The organism is Citrobacter sp. CK202 (assembly GCF_030333225.1).
In the GTDB taxonomy this organism is placed as follows: domain Bacteria; phylum Pseudomonadota; class Gammaproteobacteria; order Enterobacterales; family Enterobacteriaceae; genus Citrobacter_B; species Citrobacter_B koseri.
Map to the genome: position 1 here is coordinate 172,614 of NZ_JAOWGI010000028.1, position 23,006 is coordinate 195,619.

16 protein-coding genes are annotated in these 23,006 nt (G+C 57.7%); 7 read left to right on the top strand and 9 right to left on the bottom strand.

Annotated features, from left to right (window positions below):
* Nucleotides 1–170 precede the first annotated feature (170 nt).
* Nucleotides 171–446: a DUF1471 family periplasmic protein YahO gene (yahO, locus tag OGX84_RS16945; RefSeq protein ID WP_012133651.1), complete on the top strand. Its 276-nt coding sequence runs from the start codon at nt 171–173 to the stop codon at nt 444–446.
* Nucleotides 447–656: 210 nt separating this feature from the next.
* Here yahO and prpR read toward each other — a convergent pair whose 3' ends face one another.
* On the bottom strand, nt 657–2,243 hold the full coding sequence (prpR, locus tag OGX84_RS16950) for a propionate catabolism operon regulatory protein PrpR (protein ID WP_104869024.1): 1,587 nt from the start codon (nt 2,241–2,243) through the stop codon (nt 657–659).
* A 265-nt stretch (nt 2,244–2,508) separates the two neighbouring features.
* On the opposite strand from prpR, the gene prpB reads away from it, so the two are divergent.
* From prpB to prpE, 4 genes are all read left to right on the top strand, one after another.
* Nucleotides 2,509–3,387 carry a methylisocitrate lyase gene (gene prpB / locus OGX84_RS16955; protein ID WP_112002456.1) on the top strand — a complete coding sequence of 293 codons (879 nt, stop codon included), beginning with the start codon at nt 2,509–2,511 and terminating at the stop codon, nt 3,385–3,387.
* Between the two features lie 122 nt (nt 3,388–3,509).
* Entirely contained in the window at nt 3,510–4,679 is a 1,170-nt protein-coding gene (gene prpC, locus OGX84_RS16960; protein WP_024130617.1) for a bifunctional 2-methylcitrate synthase/citrate synthase, read from the top strand.
* Nucleotides 4,680–4,718: 39 nt separating this feature from the next.
* Nucleotides 4,719–6,170: a bifunctional 2-methylcitrate dehydratase/aconitate hydratase gene (locus OGX84_RS16965; RefSeq protein ID WP_047458578.1), complete on the top strand. Its 1,452-nt coding sequence runs from the start codon at nt 4,719–4,721 to the stop codon at nt 6,168–6,170.
* A 33-nt stretch (nt 6,171–6,203) separates the two neighbouring features.
* The gene (prpE, locus tag OGX84_RS16970) at nt 6,204–8,090 is read left to right on the top strand and encodes a propionate--CoA ligase (protein ID WP_047458575.1); all 1,887 of its coding nucleotides are present in this window, start codon (nt 6,204–6,206) and stop codon (nt 8,088–8,090) included.
* Nucleotides 8,091–8,186: 96 nt separating this feature from the next.
* Here the strand turns inward: prpE and OGX84_RS16975 are convergent, their stop codons facing one another.
* Together OGX84_RS16975 and OGX84_RS16980 are read right to left on the bottom strand one after the other, a co-directional pair.
* Nucleotides 8,187–11,264 carry a beta-galactosidase gene (locus OGX84_RS16975; RefSeq protein WP_286458224.1) on the bottom strand — a complete coding sequence of 1,026 codons (3,078 nt, stop codon included), beginning with the start codon at nt 11,262–11,264 and terminating at the stop codon, nt 8,187–8,189.
* A gap of 121 nt (nt 11,265–11,385) precedes the next feature.
* Nucleotides 11,386–12,468 (bottom strand): LacI family DNA-binding transcriptional regulator, encoded by a 1,083-nt coding sequence (locus tag OGX84_RS16980; RefSeq protein WP_112002472.1) that lies wholly within the window; start codon nt 12,466–12,468, stop codon nt 11,386–11,388.
* A gap of 421 nt (nt 12,469–12,889) precedes the next feature.
* Between OGX84_RS16980 and mmuM the strand changes: the two genes are divergently transcribed.
* Nucleotides 12,890–13,822, top strand: a complete 933-nt coding sequence (mmuM, locus tag OGX84_RS16985) for a homocysteine S-methyltransferase (RefSeq protein ID WP_110494608.1) — start codon at nt 12,890–12,892, stop codon at nt 13,820–13,822.
* 79 nt (nt 13,823–13,901) lie between these two features.
* Here mmuM and fbpC read toward each other — a convergent pair whose 3' ends face one another.
* From fbpC to OGX84_RS17015, 6 genes are all read right to left on the bottom strand, one after another.
* A complete protein-coding gene (gene fbpC / locus OGX84_RS16990; RefSeq protein ID WP_024130614.1) occupies nt 13,902–14,948 on the bottom strand; it encodes a ferric ABC transporter ATP-binding protein in 1,047 nt (348 codons plus the stop codon).
* Nucleotides 14,949–14,959: 11 nt separating this feature from the next.
* On the bottom strand, nt 14,960–17,038 hold the full coding sequence (locus OGX84_RS16995; protein WP_012133639.1) for an ABC transporter permease: 2,079 nt from the start codon (nt 17,036–17,038) through the stop codon (nt 14,960–14,962).
* A 67-nt stretch (nt 17,039–17,105) separates the two neighbouring features.
* Nucleotides 17,106–18,137, bottom strand: a complete 1,032-nt coding sequence (locus tag OGX84_RS17000; protein WP_012133638.1) for an ABC transporter substrate-binding protein — start codon at nt 18,135–18,137, stop codon at nt 17,106–17,108.
* Nucleotides 18,134–19,438: an MFS transporter family glucose-6-phosphate receptor UhpC gene (gene uhpC / locus OGX84_RS17005; RefSeq protein WP_024130613.1), complete on the bottom strand. Its 1,305-nt coding sequence runs from the start codon at nt 19,436–19,438 to the stop codon at nt 18,134–18,136. Before uhpC ends, OGX84_RS17000 begins: the two co-directional genes overlap by 4 nt.
* A gap of 85 nt (nt 19,439–19,523) precedes the next feature.
* The gene (locus OGX84_RS17010) at nt 19,524–21,065 is read right to left on the bottom strand and encodes an MASE1 domain-containing sensor histidine kinase (RefSeq protein ID WP_012133636.1); all 1,542 of its coding nucleotides are present in this window, start codon (nt 21,063–21,065) and stop codon (nt 19,524–19,526) included.
* Nucleotides 21,065–21,694, bottom strand: coding sequence for a response regulator transcription factor (locus OGX84_RS17015; RefSeq protein ID WP_047458568.1), 630 nt, complete (start codon nt 21,692–21,694; stop codon nt 21,065–21,067). The genes OGX84_RS17010 and OGX84_RS17015 overlap by 1 nt, the downstream gene beginning before the upstream one ends.
* A 343-nt stretch (nt 21,695–22,037) precedes the next feature.
* Here OGX84_RS17015 and tauA point away from each other — a divergent pair, with 343 nt between their 5' ends.
* Nucleotides 22,038–23,000: a taurine ABC transporter substrate-binding protein gene (gene tauA, locus OGX84_RS17020; RefSeq protein ID WP_012133631.1), complete on the top strand. Its 963-nt coding sequence runs from the start codon at nt 22,038–22,040 to the stop codon at nt 22,998–23,000.
* Nucleotides 23,001–23,006: the final 6 nt, after the last annotated feature.

Consider the following 23,006-nt stretch of genomic DNA (forward strand, 5'->3'; position numbering starts at 1 on the left):
CGCCATACTATTTATAGTAAAAGTGCAGGGGTGAGAGAAAGATCACAAATTATGATACATCCGGCTGACTGGATTTTTCCGCTAATCTCAACTAGTTATTTAATCACTCAGAACAGAGCATCCGTTCCGAGAAGGCGATGATAGCGTAATAACACAACCGGAGCTTTTATATGAAGACAGGATATAAAGTATTGATTGGTGCGTTAGCGTTTGTCGTAACCAACGTCTATGCCGCGGAACTGTTGACAAAGGTCGAGTTTGAGAAAGTGGAGTCGCAATACACGAAGATAGGCACCATTAATACCAGCAATGAGACGTCAACTATGGAGGCAAAAGAGGATCTGCTTAAAAAGGCCGATGAAAAAGGGGCTGATGTGGTCGTACTGACCTCCGGGCAAACCGATAATAAAATTCATGGTACTGCGGATATCTACAAGAAAAAATAAGCTGTCATTGTGCCGGATGGCGACGTAAACGTCTTATCCGGCCTACGGTTCAGTGCTGCTCGTAGCTCGTAGGCCGGATAAGCGCCAGCGCCATCCGGCAATAAGTTCTCACTCTGCTCGTAGGCCGGATAAGCGTTAGCGCCATCCGGCAATAAGTTCTCACTCTGCTCGTAGGCCGGATAAGCGTTAGCGCCATCCGGCGATAAGCCTTCACTCTTTTAATCGTCGCCAGAATGTCGTCCGGCTAATACCCAGATATCGCGCCGCCGCGGTTTTATCGCCGTTAAACTGCGCCAGAACCTGCTGCGGCGTAAGCGCTGATGGCGCTTCGGGAATCGTCGCCAGCTCGGGTAAAAACTGCTGTAAAAACTGGCTATCCAGACTGGGCTGCGGCTCGACGCTTAAAAAAAGCGCCAGGCGCTCCATCATATTCCGCAGCTCGCGAATATTGCCGGGCCAGGCATAGCGCAGAAGAATGGTCTGGCTTTGCGCCAGCCCCTCGCGCACCGATTCGCCAAACGGCGCGTCTAATGCCGCCAGGGACTGTTTCAAAAATCCCTCCGCCAGCGGCACGATATCTGACGGGCGCTCCCGAAGGGGCGGAAGCGTCAGGCGCAGAATGCTGAGACGATAAAACAGATCGGTGCGAAATTGTCCCTGCTTTATCGCCTGTTCCAGATTGCAGTGCGTGGCGCTGATGACCCGTACATCCACCGGGACAGGCTGATGCCCGCCAACGCGCGTCACCTCTTTCTCTTCCAGTACGCGCAGCAGGCGGGTCTGTAAGGGCAGGGGCATTTCCCCAATCTCATCCAGAAACAGTGTCCCGCCGTGGGCGATTTCAAACAGACCGGCGCGTCCGCCGCGTCGGGAACCGGTAAATGCCCCCTCCTCATAACCGAATAACTCTGCTTCAAGCAGCGATTCGGTAATGGCGCCGCAGTTAACGGCCACAAACGGAGGCGTTTTTTTACCGCTGCGCTGGCCCCGACGGGCAAAAAACTCGCGGTGAATCGCCTGCGCCGCCAGCTCTTTACCGGTGCCGGTCTCGCCCTGAATCAACACCGCCGCGCTGGAGCGGGCGTACAGCATGATCGTATGGCGAACCTGCTCCATTTGCGCGGAATGGCCGCGCATATCTCCCAGATCGTAGCGGGTGCGCAGCCCGTTGCCGGAGGCATATTGGCCGCCATGTTGCAGCGTCAGCCGGGTCATATCCAGCGCATCGCTAAACGCCTGACGCACGGTGGCCGCAGAATAGATAAAAATGCCGGTCATCCCGGCTTCTTCCGCCAGATCGGTAATTAGCCCTGCGCCGACTACCGCCTCAATGCCGTTGGCTTTCAGTTCATTAATTTGCCCACGGGCATCCTCTTCGGTGATGTAGCTGCGCTGTTCCAGGCGCAAATTAAACGTTTTTTGAAAAGCGATCAGCGCGGGGATCGTCTCCTGGTAGGTGATAACGCCAATGGACGAAGTCAGTTTGCCGGCTTTCGCCAGCGCCTGGAGCACGTCGAATCCGCTGGGTTTAATCAGGATCACCGGTATGGAGAGGCGGCTTTTTAAATAAGCGCCGTTGGAACCCGCCGCGATAATGGCGTCACAGCGCTCGGTCGCCAGTTTTTTACGGATATAGTTCACCGCTTTTTCAAACCCAAGCTGGATGGGGGTGATGGTCGCCAGATGGTCGAATTCCAGGCTGATGTCGCGAAACAACTCGAACAGACGCGTTACCGAGACCGTCCAGATCACCGGCTTGTCATGATTATCGCGAGCGGGAAGGTGCGTGTCAGCCATAGCAGTTGATGTTGTATTGAGGGACCGAGATTTTGTTTTAGTCGTGTTTCATAAATGTTGCAATGAAACAGCGCGAACCGTTTCATGAAACGTTAGCTGACACGCTTTTGTCCTGATGAAAGGTATGGTTAAGTTTGTATTTTTTGTTATTTGTTTGAATTATAAGAAAAAACAAAATTCTCTCTTTTTCAGCGACCGCTCTGGCATTCCCTTTGCTTTATGTGAATCAACATTAAATAACAAGTTGATAACAAGAGGACGGGATATGTCTCTACACTCTCCGGGCCAGGCGTTTCGCGCTGCGCTCACCAAAGAAAACCCCTTACAGATCGTCGGCGCCATCAATGCCAATCACGCATTGCTGGCCCAGCGCGCAGGCTATCAGGCGATTTACCTTTCCGGCGGCGGCGTGGCGGCGGGATCGCTGGGTCTGCCGGATCTGGGGATCTCCACGCTGGATGATGTGTTGACCGACATCCGCCGTATTACCGACGTCTGCCCGCTGCCGCTGCTGGTGGATGCCGACATCGGCTTTGGTTCCTCCGCCTTTAACGTGGCGCGTACGGTGAAGTCGATGATCAAAGCCGGCGCCGCTGCGCTGCATATCGAAGATCAGATCGGCGCGAAACGCTGCGGCCATCGCCCGAATAAGGCGATCGTGTCCAAAGAGGAGATGGTGGACAGGATTCGTGCAGCGGTGGATGCGCGTACCGACCCTGACTTCGTGATCATGGCGCGTACCGATGCGCTGGCGGTGGAGGGATTAGAGGCGGCGATCGATCGCGCGCAGGCTTATGTGGAAGCGGGGGCCGACATGCTGTTCCCGGAAGCGATTACCGAGCTGTCAATGTATCGCCAGTTCGCCGATGCCGTACCGGTGCCGATCCTGGCGAATATCACGGAGTTTGGCGCGACGCCGCTGTTTACCACCGACGAACTGCGCAGCGCTAACGTGGCGATGGCGCTCTACCCGCTGTCGGCATTTCGCGCCATGAATCGCGCTGCCGAGCGTGTCTACAACGTGCTGCGCCAGGAAGGCACGCAAAAAAACGTTATCGACATCATGCAGACCCGCAACGAGCTGTACGAAAGCATCAATTATTACCAATACGAAGAGAAGCTGGATGCGCTGAACCTGAAGTAGAGCTGTAGGCCGGATAAACGAAGTGCCATCCGGCAATGCCTGATGGCGGCTGCGCCTTATCAGGCCTACGGCGGCGAAACGTACACCCTCAATACCCTACATATAACAATGACGAGGACAACATGAGCGATACGACGATCCTGCAAAACAACACCCATGTCATTAAGCCCAAGAAATCTGTCGCATTATCGGGCGTTCCGGCCGGAAATACCGCGTTGTGTACCGTGGGAAAAAGCGGCAACGACTTACACTATCGCGGGTACGATATTCTCGATCTCGCGGAGCATTGTGAATTTGAAGAAGTCGCGCATCTGTTAATTCACGGCAAATTGCCCAATAGCGATGAACTCCATGCCTATAAAAATAAGCTGAAAGCATTGCGTGGATTACCGGCCAATGTACGCACCGTGCTGGAAGCATTGCCTGCGGCGTCGCACCCGATGGACGTCATGCGCACCGGCGTGTCGGCGCTCGGCTGTACGCTGCCGGAAAAAGAGGGGCATACCGTTTCCGGCGCGCGCGATATCGCCGACAAACTGCTGGCCTCGCTCAGTTCCATCCTGCTTTACTGGTATCACTACAGCCATAACGGCGAACGTATTCAGCCGGAAACTGACGACGACTCCGTCGGTAGCCATTTCCTGCATCTGCTGCACGGCGAGAAGCCGTCGCAAAGCTGGGAAAAGGCGATGCACATCTCGCTGGTGCTGTATGCCGAGCATGAATTCAACGCGTCCACTTTCACCAGCCGGGTGATTGCAGGGACGGGCTCCGATGTCTACTCCGCCATCATCGGCGCGATTGGCGCGCTGCGCGGCCCGAAGCACGGCGGGGCGAATGAGGTATCGCTGGAAATTCAGCAGCGTTATGAAACGCCGGAGGAAGCCGAGGCGGATATCCGCAAACGCATTGAAAATAAAGAGGTGATCATTGGTTTCGGCCATCCGGTCTACACCATTGCCGATCCGCGCCATCAGGTGATCAAACGCGTGGCGAAACAGCTTTCGGAGGCCGGTGGTTCGCTGAAGATGTACAACATCGCCGACCGTCTGGAAAACGTGATGTGGGAATCGAAAAAGATGTTCCCCAACCTCGACTGGTTCTCGGCGGTCTCCTACAACATGATGGGCGTCCCCACCGAAATGTTCACCCCGCTGTTTGTGATCGCCCGCGTCACCGGCTGGGCGGCGCACATCATCGAACAGCGTCAGGACAACAAAATTATCCGACCTTCCGCCAATTATACCGGCCCGGACGATCGCGAATTTATTCCGCTGGATCAGCGCCAATAATTTTATTTCTCTAACGATAAAACGCAGGAAATGTACCCTATGTCCGCACAAATAATGAACATTCGCCCGGAATTTGACCGTGAAATCGTTGATATCGTCGATTACGTCATGAACTACGACATCACCTCTAAAGTGGCCTGGGACACCGCCCACTACTGCTTGCTCGACACGCTGGGCTGCGGTCTGGAAGCGCTGGAATATCCGGCCTGTAAAAAACTGCTGGGGCCGATCGTTCCGGGCACCGTCGTGCCGAACGGCGTACGCGTACCGGGCACCCAGTTTCAGCTCGATCCGGTGCAGGCGGCGTTTAATATCGGCGCGATGATCCGCTGGCTCGACTTCAACGATACCTGGCTGGCGGCAGAGTGGGGCCACCCCTCTGATAACCTCGGCGGGATTCTGGCAACCGCGGACTGGCTGTCGCGTAATGCGGTTGCCGCAGGCAAAGCGCCGCTGACCATGAAGCAGGTGCTGGCCGGGATGATCAAAGCCCATGAGATTCAGGGCTGCATCGCGCTGGAAAATTCCTTCAACCGCGTCGGCCTGGATCACGTACTGCTGGTCAAAGTGGCTTCGACAGCAGTTGTCGCCGAAATGCTGGGGCTGACGCGTGATGAGATCCTCAACGCGGTGTCGCTGGCGTGGGTGGATGGTCAGTCGCTGCGTACCTATCGCCATGCGCCAAACACCGGAACACGTAAGTCCTGGGCGGCGGGCGATGCCACCTCCCGCGCGGTGCGTCTGGCGCTGATGGCAAAAACCGGTGAGATGGGCTATCCGTCGGCGCTGACGGCGAAAACCTGGGGCTTTTATGACGTCTCTTTCAACGGCGAGCCGTTCCGCTTCCAGCGTCCGTATGGTTCTTACGTCATGGAAAACGTGCTGTTCAAAATCTCCTTCCCGGCGGAGTTCCACTCGCAGACGGCGGTTGAAGCCGCCATGACCCTCTTTGAACAGATGCAGGCGGCGGGCAAAACGGCGGCGGATATTGAGAAAGTGACGATTCGCACCCATGAAGCCTGCATTCGCATCATCGACAAAAAAGGGCCGTTGAATAACCCGGCCGACCGCGACCACTGCATTCAGTACATGGTGGCGATCCCGCTACTGTTCGGGCGCTTAACGGCGGCGGATTATGAGGACGGCGTAGCGCAGGACAAACGCATTGACGCCCTGCGCGAGAAGATAACCTGCTTTGAAGACCCGGCGTTTACCGCCGACTATCACGACCCGGAAAAACGCGCCATCGCCAACGCTATCACCCTTGAATTTACCGATGGTTCACAGTTTGCCGAGGTGGTCGTGGAGTACCCGATTGGCCACGCTCGCCGCCGTACCGACGGCATTCCGAAGCTTATCGATAAATTCAAAATCAACCTGGCGCGTCAGTTCCCGACCCGTCAGCAGCAGCGCATTCTGGATGTCTCCCTGGACAGAACTCGCCTGGAGCAGATGCCGGTCAATGAATACCTCGACTTATTTGTCATCTGAGCCAGCAGGCAGTAAGTTCAACAGGAGAGCTTCATGTCTTTTAGCGAGTTTTATCAGCGTTCCATTACGCAGCCGGCGTCGTTCTGGGCCGAGCAGGCCCGACGTATCGACTGGCAGCAGCCGTTTACTCAAACGCTGGATCACAGCGATCCGCCGTTTGCCCGCTGGTTTTGCGGCGGAACCACTAATTTGTGCCATAACGCTATCGACCGCTGGCTGGACAAGCAGCCGGATGCGCTGGCGCTGATTGCCGTCTCCTCTGAAACGGAAGAGGAGCGCACGTTTACCTTCAGCCAGTTGTATGACGAAGTGAACGTGGTGGCGTCGATGCTGTTGTCGCTGGGCGTGCAGCGCGGCGACCGGGTGCTGGTTTATATGCCGATGATTGCCGAGGCGCACATTACGCTGCTGGCCTGCGCGCGGATTGGCGCGATTCATTCGGTGGTGTTCGGCGGTTTTGCCTCGCACAGCGTAGCGGCGCGAATCGACGACGCTAAGCCGGTGCTGATTGTCTCGGCAGACGCCGGGGCGCGCGGCGGTAAGATTCTGCCGTATAAAAAGCTGCTGGATGATGCCATCGCGCAGGCGCAGCATCAGCCGCGCCACGTTTTGCTGGTGGATCGCGGGCTGGCGAAAATGGCGCGAGTACCGGCGCGCGATCTCGATTTTGCGTCGCTGCGTCAACAGCATCTCGGGGCGCGGGTGCCGGTGGCCTGGCTGGAATCCAATGAGATCTCCTGCATTCTCTATACCTCCGGCACGACCGGAAAACCGAAAGGCGTACAGCGCGACGTCGGCGGCTATGCGGTGGCGCTGGCAACCTCGATGGACACTATCTTCGGCGGCAAAGCGGGCGGCGTGTTCTTTTGCGCGTCGGATATCGGCTGGGTTGTGGGGCACTCCTATATTGTCTACGCGCCGTTGCTGGCAGGCATGGCAACCATCGTTTATGAAGGATTGCCGACGTACCCGGACTGCGGCGTCTGGTGGAAGATCGTAGAGAAATACCGCGTCAGCCGGATGTTCTCTGCGCCAACCGCCATCCGCGTGTTGAAGAAGTTCCCGACGGCGCAGATCCGCAATCACGATCTCTCCTCGCTGGAGGTGCTCTATCTGGCCGGTGAGCCGCTGGATGAGCCGACGGCCGCCTGGGTGACGGAGACGCTGGATGTGCCGGTTATCGACAACTACTGGCAGACCGAGTCCGGCTGGCCGATTATGGCGATCGCCCGCGCGCTGGACGACCGGCCTTCACGGCTGGGCAGCCCTGGCGTACCGATGTACGGCTATAACGTGCAGTTGCTCAACGAGGTCACTGGCGAACCTTGCGAGGTGAACGAGAAAGGGATGCTGGTCATTGAGGGGCCGCTGCCGCCTGGCTGCGTTCAGACTATCTGGGGGGACGATGCGCGTTTTGTGAATACCTACTGGTCGCTGTTCTCGCGTCAGGTGTACGCCACTTTCGACTGGGGGATTCGCGACGCGGACGGCTATTATTTCATCCTCGGGCGCACCGATGATGTGATCAACGTCGCCGGGCACCGTCTGGGCACGCGCGAGATCGAGGAAAGCATTTCCAGTTACCCGAACGTGGCGGAAGTGGCGGTGGTGGGGGTGAAAGATGCGCTGAAGGGGCAGGTGGCGGTAGCGTTTGTGATCCCGAAACAGAGCGACACGCTGGAGGACAGGGACGTGGCGCAAACGGAAGAGAAGGCGATTATGTCGCTGGTGGACAGTCAGATCGGTAATTTTGGCCGCCCGGCGCACGTCTGGTTTGTTTCACAGTTGCCGAAAACACGTTCTGGCAAAATGCTGCGTCGTACGATCCAGGCGATTTGCGAAGGCCGCGATCCGGGCGATTTGTCCACGCTTGACGATCCCGCTTCATTGCAACAAATCCGTCAGGTGATTGAGGAGTAACCGAGGTGCCCGATGGCGTTATCGCTTATCGGGCCAGGAAGAAAATGTATCGCAGGCCGGATACGGTACTTGCACCGCCATCCGGCAATTTCCCTTTTACCGCCAGCTTATCTGGTAGTGGTAGCGCCCGGCGCTGAGCTGATATTCCGCTGAAACGGAGGGGCTCCAGGAGTCATCGCCGCCTACGCCCATATGGAAACCGTCAATATTGAGCCAGGTGCCCGCTTCCGGCTGGAGCAGATGGCGGTGGCTGGTTTCCATCAGCTGTTTCTGGCCGTAGCGGCTGATGTTGAACTGAAAATCGCCGCGCCACTGATGCGCACCATAGCGCAATTCACGCGTTCCGCAGCGCAGGCCGTTTTCGCTCGGGAAAACATACGGGGTGTACATCTCTTCCAGCGGCAGATCCCAGCGATCAAAACAGGCGGCAGAGAGACGATCCGGGTAGTTCTCGTGCGGGCCTAACCCCAGCCAGTTGACCCGCTCCGCCACCTGCGCAAGCTGGCAGCTCAGGCCGATGCGCGCCGGATGCGGTGTCCCGCTGGCGACATCAACATCTACCGTTATCTGCATTTCACCGTTGCCGTCGATACGGTAGGTTTTCCGGCTGATGAACAGCGTCTCGCCCTGATACTGCCAGGCGTGGGCGGTGGTAATCAGTACCGCGCTGGCAAGCGTGTCGGCATCGCATTGCAGTAATACCGCTTTTGCCTGGTAATGACCGGCGGCCTTCCAGCGTTCAACCCAGGCGTTAGGGTCGATGCGGGTTGCCTCGCTCACGCCGATGTCGTTGTCCAGCGGCGCGCGGGTGAACTGATCGACAAGCGGAGTCAGCAACTGTGCCTCTTCGCCAATCCAGAATTGCGTTAATACGCCCTGCTGGCGGCTGAACTCCCAGCGTTTCTCGCCTGCGACAATACGGAATGCCGTCCCGCTGCTGGTGAGCTGTGGCGCGTTGCCAGCGTGCTGCGGCCACTGCGTAGAGAGTTTTTCGCCGAGCTTCCACTGTTGCCAGGCGCTGATATGTCCGGCTTGCGACCACGCGGTTGCCTGCGGTTGTTCAACGCGTACCGTCAGCCACAGCTGGCCTGCGGTTTCCGCTTCCGGGAGCGCTGGCAGCGCGATGATCTGACGTCCCTGCGGCGGGATATCCAGCGTCACAACGCCTGCGGTCAGCGGGTTGCCATCCAGCGCCAGTGACCAGTGGAGCACTTCGTTATCGCTATGGCGGAACAGGTATTCGCTGGTCACTTCAATCTGGCATTCGGCTCCCGGCAGCAGCGTAAACTGGAAAAACTGCTGCGCGTGTTTGGCTTCATACAGTGACGGATGCGGCGTACGGTCGGCGAACACCAGGCCGTTCATACAGAACTGACGGTCGTTAGGCGTGTCGCCAAAGTCGCCGCCGTAGGCTGACCACGGCCGACCGTCGTCGTCGTATTTGATAAGCGACTGATCCACCCAGTCCCAGACAAAACCGCCTTGCAGGCGCGGATACTGGCGAAACGCCTGCCAGTATTTCGCGTAACCGCCGAGGCTGTTGCCCATCGCGTGGGCGTATTCACACAGGATCAGCGGGCGCTGCTCGCCCGGCATCGACAGCCATTTTTTGATCGACCATTTCGGTACGGCGGGGAAGGGCTGATCCTGATCGACGCGGGCGTACATCGGGCAAATGATGTCGGTTGCCGCCGTATTCGCGCCGCCGCCTTCATACTGCACGGGACGGGAGGGATCTTCCGACTTAATCCAGCGGTACAGCGCGTCGTGGTTGGCGCCGTGCCCGGACTCGTTGCCCAGTGACCAGATAATAATGCTCGGATGGTTGCGATCGCGCTGTACCATCCGCGTCACGCGCTGGCTCATGGCGGGCAGCCAGACCGGATCGTCGCTCAGGCGATTCATCGGCACCATGCCGTGGGTTTCGATATTGGCCTCATCCACCACGTACAGGCCGTAGCGATCGCACAGGGTGTACCACAGCGGGTGATTCGGATAATGGGAGCAGCGCACGGCGTTAAAATTGTTCTGCTTCATCAGCAGAATGTCTTTAATCATGGTCTCTTTATCCATCACCTGGCCGTTTTCCGGGTGATGTTCATGGCGGTTGGCGCCGCGGATCAGCAGCGGCTTACCGTTTAACAGCAGCAGACCGTTTTCAATGCTGACCTGACGGAAACCGACGTCGCAGGCTTCGGCTTCAATCAGCGTGCCATCGGCGGCGTGTAGCTGTACAACGGCACGATACAGATGCGGGGTCTCCGCGCTCCACAGCGCCGGGTGTTCGACATTCAGACGAAGGGTTGTGCGATCAGGGTAAGCGCCGCGCTCATCAATGATCCCGCTGCCGAGCGGAGCGGTTTTTTCTCCGACGAATGTTTCGCTATCCCACAGCTGTACCGTCACGCGTAAATCATCGCGTCGTTCCCCCGTTGTTCTGACCTCCGCTTCCAGCACTGCGCGGCTGAAATCATCGTTGAAGCGGGTGTTGATGCGCAGGTCACGGATTTGCGTTGCCGGTTTATGCAGCAGCGAGACGTCGCGAAAGATGCCGCTCATCCGCCACATATCCTGATCTTCCAGATAGCTGCCGTCACTCCAGCGCAGCACCATTACCGCGAGGCGGTTTTCACCCTTAAGCAAAAAATGCGTGAGATCGAATTCAGACGGCAGACGGCTGTCCTGACCGTATCCGACCCAGCGACCGTTGCACCACAAATGGAAGGCGGAGTTCACGCCATCAAAAATGATCCGCGTCTGGCCTGCCTGTAGCCAGTCTGCGTCAATACTGAATGTGAGCGAGTAACATCCGGTTGGGTTATCTGCCGGAACGAACGGCGGGTTAACCGGAATGGGATAGGTGACGTTGGTATAAATGGGGGCGTCGTAACCGTCCATTTGCCAGTTAGACGGCACGCGCACGCTATTCGCCTGTTGCAGATCGCTTGTCCGCCAGCTCTCTGGTACTGCTTCAGGCGCTGAAAACCAGGCAAACGTCCATTCACCGTTCAGGCTGCGCTTTTGTGCGGAGTCACGGTTCGCGCGGGCGTCATCGGCATTACGCCAGCTGTAAAAAGGAGGGTGCGCCTCCAGGCGATTAAGTTGCGTTACGCCAGGGTTTTCCCAGTCGCGACGTTTCAGAACGACGGCGAGTGAATCTGCATTCTGGGGCATAGCGGTATCCTGATTGGGTTTGTTATTCGCTCACAATTTCAGTCAAAATACGAAGAAGGGATTCCTGCTGTAAAGGACAGGAGGTTCAATGAGTGAACTGACTCACACAATTGTTATGCGTTCACATTTTCGGCGCTAACAGCGACACCTGCCGAGCCAGTTGGATCAGGGAGTCGGCCAACGCCTGCGGAGAAGTGACCTGAGCATTGGGGGGCTGCACGGTTTTACGCTGAACCAATGAAACGGGGAGTCGCTGGTTATCGGTGGCGGGTTCGCCACGGGAGAGTTGCAGCAGTTTGTCGACGCTGGTTGCGCCAAGCAGGGGGAAATTCTGTCTGATGGTGGTCAGCGGTGGGATGTAGCAGGCGCTGTCTTCGGTGTCATCGTAGCCTATCACCGAGATATCCTGCGGGATGCGCAGGCCAAACTCGGCGATCGCCCGCATGGCGCCCAGCGCCATCTGATCGTTAGCCACCAGTATTGCGGTGGGCATCGTTCCGTCATTGAGCATCTGCATGGTTTGCTGGAAACCGGACATCGCGCTCCAGTCGCCTTCCGTTTCTGCCACCGGCCGCAGCTGATAGTGGGTCAGATATTTATGCCAGCCCGCCAGTCTTAGCCGTGCAGAGACGGACGAGTGCGGCCCTGTCAACAGCGCGATGCGCTGGTGCCCGTGTTCTACCAGATGCTCAACGCCCAGACGCGCGCCGTCGTCATGGGAAAAAATAATGCTGTTAACGGGGAACCGATCGGACACGTCGAGAAACAGTACCGGCACGTTGCCGCAGGCGGCGGCAACGGCAATGGCATCGTTCTCATCAAGCGGGTAGTTGATGATCAACCCGCTTACCCGCTGCGCCAGCAGGTTATGTACCGCCGCTTTGCAGGCGTCTACTCCGTTGCGCTCTACCATCGCGATCACCACGCTGGCGCCTGACCTGTCGGCGCGGGATTTAATCGCCGCGACAATTTGCGACGGCGCGTGCAGCGCGAGGTTAGCGGTGGCGACGCCGATGAGCGGAGTTTGTTTACCCGCCAGCTGCTGCGCGACGCGATTGGGAATGTAATTCAGCTCCGCCATCGCGGCTTCGACTTTTTCACGGGTTTTGGCGGAAACGTGGCTGGCCTGATTCACCACGCGAGAGACGGTCTGATAAGAGACGCCTGCACGGTCTGCAACATCATAGAGCGTTACCGGTTTCACATTCATCACCCTGAATTTGTTGTTATCTGCGCGTTATGATGCCACACCCTGAAGGTTTTTCGCCATTCTGCCGGTCTGACGTCAGTTTGTTGGCTGATATCGACCCCGGTTCCTGACGTTGTCCTCATTCCGTCGTATGAGTGGGGACGGTATGTTCCCACTTCTGTCTGAGCGCCGGTGCGCCGCCTTGTTGCCAGAGTTGTAAGAGATTCTGGCAGCGGAGGCATTATGAGCTGGCGACCCTTTCTTTATCTCATTGTTACTCCTCACCCGGTGCTGAGCGCCCGGCGCGCGCGTTTGCGGCTGGTACAAGGCTGACGGGTCTTTAATAATTGCGTAGCGCTCCCGATTACCGCCCGGCGCGCTGTGTTATGGTGCTTGTTTCATTGCCGATTTCATAAGCAGAAACAGGAGCCAGACTATGTCGCAACATAATCCGTTGAGTGCCATCCTCGATAAACAGGATTTCCTGTTGCTGGACGGGGCGATGGCGACGGAACTGGAAGCGCGCGGCTGTGATTTAGCCGATAGCCTGTGGTCAGCGAAGGTGCTGGTAGAAAACCCGGCGCTGATCCGCGAAGTCCACCTTGATTACTACCGGGCGGGGGCGCAGTGCGCGATTACCGCCAGCTACCAGGCAACGCCCGCAGGACTTGCCGCGCGTGGGTTTGATGACGCGCAGTCGAAAGCGCTGATCGGCAAGAGTGTGGAACTGGCGCGCAAAGCGCGGGAAGCGTATCTGGCTGAGAACCCGCAGGCGGGCACGCTGCTGGTGGCGGGTTCCGTCGGGCCATATGGCGCGTATCTGGCCGACGGTGCGGAATATCGCGGGGATTACGTATGTACTCCCGAAGCGTTCCAGGCTTTTCATCGCCCGCGTGTGGAAGCGCTGCTGGATGCGGGCGTTGACCTGCTGGCCTGCGAAACGCTGCCGAATTTTATTGAGATTAAAGCGCTGGCTGAGTTGTTAACCGAATATCCACGGGCACGGGCATGGTTTTCGTTTACGCTGCGCGACAGTGAGCATCTGAGCGACGGTACGCCGCTGCGTGACGTGGCGACGTTTCTCAACGCCTGCCCGCAGGTTGTGGCGACTGGCGTAAACTGTATCGCGCTGGAAAACGTCACCGCCGCATTGCAGCATTTGCACGGGCTGACCGCGCTGCCGCTGGTGGTTTATCCCAATTCGGGCGAGCGGTACGATGCGGTAAGCAAAACCTGGCATCATCACGGCGAAGCGTGCGCCACGCTGGCGGAGTATTTACCGCAGTGGCTGGCGGCGGGTGCGAAGCTGATTGGCGGCTGTTGCCGGACGACGCCGAAGGATATTGCTGAATTGAACGCGCAACGTTGAGTGTGTGGGCTGATGCCTTACCCGGCCTACAACGTGCACGAACCGTAGGCCGGGTAAGCGTAGCGCCACCCGGCATCAATTACACTGCGTCTGCTAAAACAAACATCCCGTACGGGTGGATTTCGAGGTAATAATTTTCCCCCACGTCCGGCTGCAATCGGGTGGCGTTAACCTGCAATAGAATCTCCTGTCCGTGCCACGCCACCGTCACCTCATACTGCGGCCCCATATAGGCGACATGCTGAATCACACAGCGCTGGCTCTCTTCGCCGCGATCGCTCAAGGTAATCGCTTCCGGGCGCACGCCAACGGTGCCGGAACCCTGGGCGGCAAAGTGCGCCGGGCGCGGCAGCCGGTAGCCGTAGATATCCACATACTCCTGACTGAACGTCGCCGGGAACAGGTTGGCATCGCCCATAAAGCTCGCCATAAAGCGTGACGCAGGTTGACGGTAGAGATCCTGCGGCGAACCGATCTGCATAATATGCCCCTTGTTCATCACCAGCACGGTATCGGAAACCGCAAAGGCTTCGCTTTGATCGTGGGTGACGTACAGCGAGGTGATATCAAACTGCTTTTGCAGTTCGCGGATCTTGTCGCGCATGCTGCGACGCAAGTTGGCGTCGAGGTTACTTAACGGCTCATCAAACAGCAGCACCTTCGGCTTGAGGATCAGCGCGCGCGCCAGCGCCACGCGCTGCTGCTGACCGCCGGAGATCTGATCAACATAGCGGTCTTCGAATCCTTCCAGATCCACCATCGCCAGCGCCTCTTGCACACGGGCTTTCACTTCGCTGCGCGATACGCCAAGCATCTTCAGACCGTAGCCGACGTTTTCCCCCAGCGACATGTGCGGGAACAGGGCATAAGACTGAAAGACCATACAGATATCACGCTGCTGAATAGAGCGATGGGTGACGTCTTCGCCATCAATGAAAATCTGTCCTTCGCTCGGTTTTTCCAGCCCGGCCACCAGACGCAAAATGGTCGTTTTGCCGCAGCCGGAAGGGCCGAGCAGCGTCACCATTTGCCCCTGCGGGATGGTGAGATTGATATTATCGATAACCGTGTTGCTGCCGAATCGTTTGGTGACGTTGCGCAGTTCAACAAAATTTTTCTGACTCATAGTGCGCTCCATTACGCCTGGTTTTTGGCTTTTGAACGGGAGATACGCGCTTCCCCGATCAGCCAGTCAAAGATGAAAATAATCGCCAGCATCACCACGATCAGAATCGAGCCGTAGGCGATCGCCACGCCGTATTCGCCGTCTTCCACGCGGTTGAGGATGTAGGCCGTCGCCACGCGGGTGTCTGGCGTGACGAGGAATACAATGGCGCTGACGGTGGTAATGGCGCGCACAAAGCTGTAGATCAGCGCCGAGAGGATCGCCGGGCGCAGCAGCGGCAGCAGGATGTGCGTAATGGTGCGTAAGCTCCCGGCGCGCAGGCTGAGCGACGCTTCATCCAGCGATTTATCGATCTGGCCTAATCCGGCGATCCCGGCGCGAATCCCAACCGGCACGTTACGCATCACCATCGAAATAATCACAATCGCCGCCGTTCCGGTGAGGTACACCGGGGCGCTGTTAAAGGCGAGGATGTACGACACGCCCGCCACGGTGCCCGGTACGGCGAAGCACAGCATGGTGGTGAACTCGATAGTCTTTTTGCCTTTGAACTGCTGGCGTACCACAATCCAGGCGATCAGCAGACCGAAGATGGCGGTGATCGGCGCGGCAATTCCGGCGTAGAGCAACGTATCAAGCAGGGAAGGCCACGCGCCGTCGCTCATTCCCTGGCCGAACAGCTTGATAAAGTTCGCCAGCGTCAGGGTGTAATCCACGCCCCAGTTGACGGTGAAGCTACCGTAGAAAATGCTGCCGTAGAGCAGGGCGTTGAAGGCTATCCACACGGCCAGAATGGCGATGACGCTCCACACCAGGGTGACAGGCAGCGGCTGGACGTCGCCACGGTACGATTTCCCGGAGACCGTGACGTAAGAGCGCTTACCGATCCACATATACTGCACACAGAACACCAGCAGCGAGAACAGCAGCAGGAACGCGCCCAGCGTACTGGCGGCCTGATAATCAAGCTGCGAACCGGTGATATAGAAATAGATCTGCGTCGCCAGCACGTCGAAGTTACCGCCGAGCACTAACGGGTTACTGAAGTCGGCCAGCGACTGCACCACCACAATTAAAAAGGCGTTCGCCAGCGCCGGTTTCAGCAGCGGGACAAACACACCGTTAAAGGTCTGCCAGCGGCTGGCGCGCAGGGTGTACGAGGCTTCCTCCAGCGATGGATGGATAGTTTTGATCGCCCCGTCGAGGATCATAAACGCCATCGGGGTGAATGCCAGCACCTGCGCCAGCCAGATGCCGGTAAACCCGTACAGCCAGTTGGTGTTGGTTAAGCCAAACCACTCGACCATAAATTCGGTGACGTAGCCGGAGCGTCCCATCATCAGCGTAACGCCTAAACCCACTACGAACGGCGGCGTGACGATTGGCAAAATCGAGAAGATGCGGCCAATAATGGCGCTGCGTTTGGCAATGCGGGTGGTGTAAATCGCCAGTACCAGGCCGAAGAAGGTACAGCCCACGCCCACCGCAATCGACAGGGCGATGGAGTTGAGGATCACCTGGATGATATGCGCCTGCGACAGCACCGTCATAAACGCCAGCGGCGCGAACTCCCCGGCGTCGTTGGTGAACATCGGGATGAAAATCGCGATACTCGGCCAGACGATAAAGATGCCGATCAGCGCCACAATGGCGGTAAGTGAGCCGATCACGAAGCGGTCGCCGCCCAGCCATTCCAGACGGGTCAACGCCAGCGTCATGATCGCGCCCAGCGCAACGAACAGCACGATAGTGGCGTAGCCTAAACCACGGCCTTCAACGGTGGCGCTGATGACGATAAAGGCCATACACAACAGCGCCCAGCCCGCATCAAGGTAATGGCGGCTGCGCTGTTCGCGCCTGGCTTCATGGAACGGGCGAATCAGCAGCAGGCTTGGCAGCAGATACCACAGCCAACTGATATTGCGCTGTGACCAGCCGTAGGACTCAAGGATTTCATCACCCGTGGACTCCAGCAGGCCGTAATCCAGGCTCCAGCTTGGCAGCAGGGCAAATGCCAGCCAGCCCAGCAGAACCCAAAAGAATATCGCATCCCGTTTTTTCACGGGATGGTGTGCAAGTGTGTGTGACATAGCGGTTCCGGTATTGTGGCCGGGTACGGCGTTACGCCGCCACCCGGCAAATGAACGCAATGTGGGCTTATTTACCCATCTTCACTTCGCTAACCCACTTATTGATAAGCTGCTTACGGACGTCGGTAGAACCGTATTTATCCATGTCGTAATTGATGAGCTTCAGGTCGTCGAGCTTCAGCGAGTTCGGTGACGTTTCTGCTGTGGTGTTGGTCAGGATCTGATAAGACTTGCCTTTCTTCCACGCCAGTTCTTGTGCTTCTTTTGACAGCACCCAGTCCACGAACAGTTTGGCGTTGTCGAGATTGCGCGCGCCTTTCAGGATGCTGACGCCGCCAATTTCATAACCGGTGCCTTCGCACGGAGAGATCAGCTCCAGCGGCGCGCCCTGTTCTTTTTCCAGCGAATAGTCGTGCAGGAAGCCAATGCCGATAGCGGTTTCGCCACGGGCGGCGTTACGTGCCGGGGCAATACCGGATTTGGTGTACTGAGACACGTTGGCGTTGAGCTGTTTCAGGTAATCAAAGGCCTGATCTTCGCCCCACAGCTGGGCGAAGGTCGCCAGTGCGGTATACGCGGTGCCTGAACTTTGCGGGTCGGCAATCTGAATCTCGCCTTTGTATTCCGGTTTGGTCAGATCCTTCCAGCATTTTGGCACCGGCAGATTTTTCTCTTTCAGGCGCTGGGTATTGACGCCAAAGCCGAGAATACCGACATACACCGCTGAAGAGAGGTTGCCTTTTACTTTCGCCGGATCGCGGAATTTCTCCATGACCTGCTCAAGATTGGGAGACTTGTAGGGTTGCAGCAGCCCCATTTCACCCGCCTGGGACTGAGGGTCCAGCGTCCCGCCGTACCAGACGTCTGCCTGCGGGTTTTTCTTCTCGGCATCGACTTTCGCCAGCGTACTGCCGGAGCCATTGCGGATGAATGAGGTTTTGACGTCATATTTGTCGCCAAACGCTTTGGTTTCTGCTTCGCACATTTCATTGGTGGCGCTGCAATAAACCACCAGGCGGCCTTTGGCCTGCGCGGCGCCGGTTAAGGTTGCCAGCGCAATGCCGGATGCAATCAGGGTAGAGGTAAGCGTCAATTTCATTGTTTTATCCTTTGACTGAGCGAGGTGGTGATGCCCGCCATCAGCAGCGGCATCAGCAATAAACCCATAAGTACCGCGGCGACCGAGAGCAGACTGAACATGCCCGACCAGCCGTAGCGTTCAATGACCAGCGACAGAGGCCAGCCCGCCAGCGCTGCCCCCAGATAGGCGAACAGGCCGAGAAACCCGGTGATGGAACCGGCCGCCGCTTTGTGCCCGCACTCGACGGCGGCAAGGCCAATCAACATTTGCGGGCCAAAAACGAAAAAGCCCACCGTAAAGAAACAGACCGCCAGCAGTGCGTAATGGTGTACCGGCGCTAACCACAACGCGGCAACGGACACCATCAGCCCCAGCGTGAACAGCAAAATCATCGGCGCGCGCTGGCCGCTGAACAGCAAATCCGACCCCCAACCGGCGAACAACGCGCCGAGCAGACCGCCAACTTCAAACAGCATCACCGTGGCGTTGGCGCTGAGCAGATTGACGCCGTGGCTTTCCGTGAGCCAGATGTTGCCCCAGTCGTTGAGGGCGATGCGAATCAGATAGACCAGCACATATGAGACGCCCAGCAGCCAGATCATCGGGTTTTTCAGCATCGTGGTGCGCAACATCTGCCACAGTCCCATCGGCGGGCTTTGCTGCTCCTGGCGCAGCTCCAGCGGGTCATGACGCCATGCGCCGACCGTTGGCAATCCCTCTTCCTGCGGCGTACCTTTCAGCTGTAGCGTGAGCCAGATACCTAATGCCATGCTGATGATCCCCGGCGCCAGCATCGCCGCCTGCCAGCCCCACCAGTGGGCGGCGAAAGCGCTAATCAGCGGGATAATCGCCCCGCCGATGTTGATCGACATATTCCAGCAGCCCCACCAGAAGCCGCGCTCGTTGCGCGAATACCAGTGGGTCAGCAGTCGGGCGCAGGGCGGCCATCCCCAGCCCTGAAAGAAACCGTTCAGCGTCCAGACCGCCAGCAGCAGCGTCAGCGACTCGCCAAAGGCGAACACCACATTCAGCAGGCCGGTGGCGAACAGGCCGACGCCCATAAACCAGCGCTGCCCGTGGCTGTCGTGCCACAGCCCGGCGGTAAACTTCGACAGGCCGTAGGTCAGGTAAAACAGTGAACCCAACAGGCCGATATCGCCTTTATCGAGTCCCAGATCCGTTTGCAGCGCCGGAAGCACGTAATTCACGCTTTTTCGCGTCAGATAAAACGCGGCATACCCAATGACCATGCACATCAGCAACCGCAGGCGTAGCGCCCGGTATCGTTGGTCTGTTTCGTTTACTGGGCGTGGGTGCATGGCCGTCTCCGTTTGTGCTGACTATAGGAAAGTGAAAACCAAAGGGGATGAGAGAAAGTCCGCAGTGACTAAGACTTTTTCCTGGTCAGGACGTGGTTTGTTGCAAAATTGTGGGCAAGTTAACAATTACCCGCGTGCCGTGCAGCGATTCGAGCGTCAGTTCGCCGCCCAGCGCGCTGACCCGTTCGCGCATCCCCTGAATACCGAATCCCGGCATTTTTTCAGGCTGGATGCCGGTGCCGTTGTCCCGAACTTCCAGATGGAGGGTCTGTTTCTGCTGGCTTAACAGAATCGTGACCTCGCTGGCTTCGGCATGTTTACAGACGTTGTTCAGCAGTTCCTGCAACAGGCGGTAGAGAGTAAACCTGACGGTTTCATTTTCCGGGGTAAGCGTAAGGCGATACTCAAACTGGCAGCGAATCCCACGTTCGGGGAACGCGAATTCGTTGACCAGATGATGCAGCGCCTCTTTGAACGACAGCTCATCCAGCGCGGGGGGACGTAGCTGGCGTAACAGCTGGCGGGTAGAGTGGTGAATACGGCGGGCGAGATCGTTTATCTGGCTGGCGGCGGCCTGCGTCTGCGCCGGATCGCGCGCGCGTTTCACGAGCTGTGACTGGATCTGAATGGCGGTGATGTTCTGCCCGATCTCGTCATGCAGCTCGCGCGCCAGGTTTTTGCGCGTATCTTCTTCGGTATGGATCAGCTTTTCGGTCAGCGCCCGGCGCGCCGCCAGTTCCGCCTCCAGACGCTGGCGATAGTGGTGCAGGTTTTGCGCCAGATGCTGCTGGCGGCTGATGGCGATCCCAAGACCTATGCCGAGTAGCGCCTGGGTGGCGAGGAAAATCTCCAGCTCGACCAGGTTGTTAAACCCGACGCCGACCTGGCGGGCGATGGTGATCATCATGCTGCCCAGCAGCCCGGAGAGCACGCCGCCCTGCCAGCCAAACTTCCACGCCATCACCACGTTAGGCAGGAACACCACGATCAGCAGCAGGCGTTCAATTTCCGGCGACAGCACCATTTGCGTGCCGATGCCGATAATAAAGAACAGGCTGCACCAGATGATCAGCGAGGTGCGCAGCGGCGGGTTGTTGGTATCCAGCCCCAACAGATGATAACGGTGCTGCTGGCGTAAAAATTCAAATACCAGATAAACAAAGGGGGTGAGCAGCACGCCGCCGGTAAACGACGCCAGGCCAGTCAGCATTGCCGGGCTTTTTATAAAGGGCGACAGCAGGGCGGTATTCAGCAGCGAGGCCAGCGTGACGGCGGCCAGCAGCAGCGTGAGACGCTGCCAGTACAGGGGAAAACGGTGCCAGAATTTTTGTCCGATGCTGGCCGGGATCAGGCAGATCAGCGGCGCCGCCAGCAGGACGTAGCCGCTGAGCAATTGCTCGCTATGGAGCCATAACGGCATCAGCACCGGCGGCAGTATCAGCGCGGGCCAGTAACGGCGGGAGAGTAAAATCAACAGCGCAAGATAAACGCCGTGCGGCAAAAAGAGCGCCGCCTGTTGGCCGTTATGGGTCAGGTAAAAGCCCAGCGTCCATAGCATCAGCCAACCTGTTCCCCAGGCCAGCAGGATAAACAGTGAGATCACCCAGTAACGCACGCCGCGAGACATCAGTGCCCCGTCAGCAACTGGTGGTCGAGGGCGAAATGCACCAGCTCGATGGTACTGTGGCACTGCAATTTACCCAGTACGTTAGCACGGTGGACGTGAACGGTTTTATGGCTGAGGTCGAGCTTAAATGCGATCTCTTTGACGCTGTCGCCTTTGACCAGTAGATCAAAAACTTCTCGCTCACGGGGGGTTAATACCTCCAGAACCTGCGCCGGCTGTTCACCGCCGCGCAGCGCCCGCAACGCATCAGCACACAGATAGTGGCCGCCCATACCGACGGAACGCACCGCCTGAACCAGCTCTTCCGGCCCGCAGCGTTTGGTCAGATAGCCGCTGGCGCCTGCATCCAGCGCGCTTTGCACAAACGCTGGCGTGTCGTAAATGCTGAGGACGATGGCGCGAAACGTGGGTTTTTGCGCGCGTAGCCGCTTTAACAGACTCAGCCCGTTTTCGTCCGGCATCGCGATATCCAGCACCGCGACGTTAACGTCATCGCGCAATAATGCGGGCCAGGCTTCCGCCGCGCTGCTGTACTGGCCTGCTACGTCCAGATCGTCTTCAAGACTTAATAATTGCGCAAAGCCGGAACGCACCACCACATGGTCATCAACCAGCACCACACGAATCATATGCTTACTCTCTTGCCGAATAATGCCTCTATGATGCCTGCCCCCGCTGCGCTGGCAATCATCCGGGTGTGGTTATGGAATGAATGTAACAAAATCGCAATAATTTGCAGGGGGTTGTTGTCGTGGTAGGCCTGATAAGCGCAGCGCCATCAGGCATGGATTGCCGGATGGCGGCGCAAGCGCCTGATCTGGCCTGCAACTCAATGCTAAATACATTTCCACACTAACCATTCCCGTTTTTTTTCTAAAAACGCTTTGCTATTAGCAAGAATTTTTAATTCCTTTATCAAACTCGGCCGCAACGAAATACTGCCCCCATAACAAGACAGGGGAGCAGACAATAATGGGTATTTCATCGCGTAACACACTTCTCGCCGCACTGGCGTTTATTGCATTCCAGGCGCAGGCGGTTAACGTCACCGTCGCGTATCAGACATCCGCCGAACCGGCGAAAGTGGCGCAGGCGGATAACACCTTCGCCAAAGAGAGCGGGGCGACCGTTGACTGGCGTAAATTCGACAGCGGCGCGAGCATCGTGCGCGCGCTGGCTTCCGGTGATGTACAGATCGGCAACCTCGGCTCCAGCCCACTGGCGGTCGCCGCCAGCCAACAGGTGCCGATTGAGGTTTTCCTGCTGGCGTCAAAACTGGGGGAATCCGAAGCGCTGGTGGTGAAGAAAACGATCGCTAAGCCGGAGGATCTCATCGGCAAACGCATTGCGGTGCCGTTTATCTCCACCACTCATTACAGCCTGCTGGCCGCGCTGAAACACTGGGGCATTAAGCCCGGGCAGGTCGAAATCATCAATCTGCAACCACCGGCGATCATTGCCGCCTGGCAGCGTGGCGATATTGACGGCGCTTACGTCTGGGCGCCCGCCGTTAACGCGCTGGAAAAAGACGGGAACGTGCTGACAGACTCGGGGAAAGTCGGCGAATGGGGCTCGCCGACGCTGGATGTGTGGGTAGTGCGTAAAGACTTCGCGGAAAAACATCCAGAGGTGGTCAAGGCATTCGCGAAAAGCGCCATCGACGCGCAGCAACCCTATATCGCCAATCCTGAGGCGTGGCTTCAGCAGCCGGATAACATCAGCAAACTGTCGCGCTTAAGCGGTGTGCCGGAAACGGACGTGCCGGGGCTGGTGAAAGGCAATACCTACCTGACGGCGCAACAGCAGGCCGTTGAGCTGAACGGGCCGGTCAATAAAGCGATTATCGACACCGCGCAGTTCCTGAAAGAGCAGGGCAAAGTGCCCGCCGTCGCGACGGATTACAGCCAGTACGTCACCGATCGCTTTGTGCAATAAGGAGGC

Excerpts from the sequence above, each read along its gene's own strand:
- OGX84_RS16975 (WP_286458224.1), bottom strand. The coding sequence starts at position 11,264 with ATGCCCCAGAATGCAGATTCACTCGCCGTCGTTCTGAAACGTCGCGAC.
- prpE (WP_047458575.1), top strand. The coding sequence starts at position 6,204 with ATGTCTTTTAGCGAGTTTTATCAGCGTTCCATTACGCAGCCGGCGTCG.
- uhpC (WP_024130613.1), bottom strand. The coding sequence starts at position 19,438 with ATGCACCCACGCCCAGTAAACGAAACAGACCAACGATACCGGGCGCTA.
- OGX84_RS17010 (WP_012133636.1), bottom strand. The coding sequence starts at position 21,065 with ATGTCTCGCGGCGTGCGTTACTGGGTGATCTCACTGTTTATCCTGCTG.
- prpB (WP_112002456.1), top strand. The coding sequence starts at position 2,509 with ATGTCTCTACACTCTCCGGGCCAGGCGTTTCGCGCTGCGCTCACCAAA.
- prpR (WP_104869024.1), bottom strand. The coding sequence starts at position 2,243 with ATGGCTGACACGCACCTTCCCGCTCGCGATAATCATGACAAGCCGGTG.
- OGX84_RS17000 (WP_012133638.1), bottom strand. The coding sequence starts at position 18,137 with ATGAAATTGACGCTTACCTCTACCCTGATTGCATCCGGCATTGCGCTG.
- OGX84_RS16965 (WP_047458578.1), top strand. The coding sequence starts at position 4,719 with ATGTCCGCACAAATAATGAACATTCGCCCGGAATTTGACCGTGAAATC.
- fbpC (WP_024130614.1), bottom strand. The coding sequence starts at position 14,948 with ATGAGTCAGAAAAATTTTGTTGAACTGCGCAACGTCACCAAACGATTC.
- prpC (WP_024130617.1), top strand. The coding sequence starts at position 3,510 with ATGAGCGATACGACGATCCTGCAAAACAACACCCATGTCATTAAGCCC.
- OGX84_RS17015 (WP_047458568.1), bottom strand. The coding sequence starts at position 21,694 with ATGATTCGTGTGGTGCTGGTTGATGACCATGTGGTGGTGCGTTCCGGC.
- tauA (WP_012133631.1), top strand. The coding sequence starts at position 22,038 with ATGGGTATTTCATCGCGTAACACACTTCTCGCCGCACTGGCGTTTATT.
- OGX84_RS16995 (WP_012133639.1), bottom strand. The coding sequence starts at position 17,038 with ATGTCACACACACTTGCACACCATCCCGTGAAAAAACGGGATGCGATA.
- mmuM (WP_110494608.1), top strand. The coding sequence starts at position 12,890 with ATGTCGCAACATAATCCGTTGAGTGCCATCCTCGATAAACAGGATTTC.
- yahO (WP_012133651.1), top strand. The coding sequence starts at position 171 with ATGAAGACAGGATATAAAGTATTGATTGGTGCGTTAGCGTTTGTCGTA.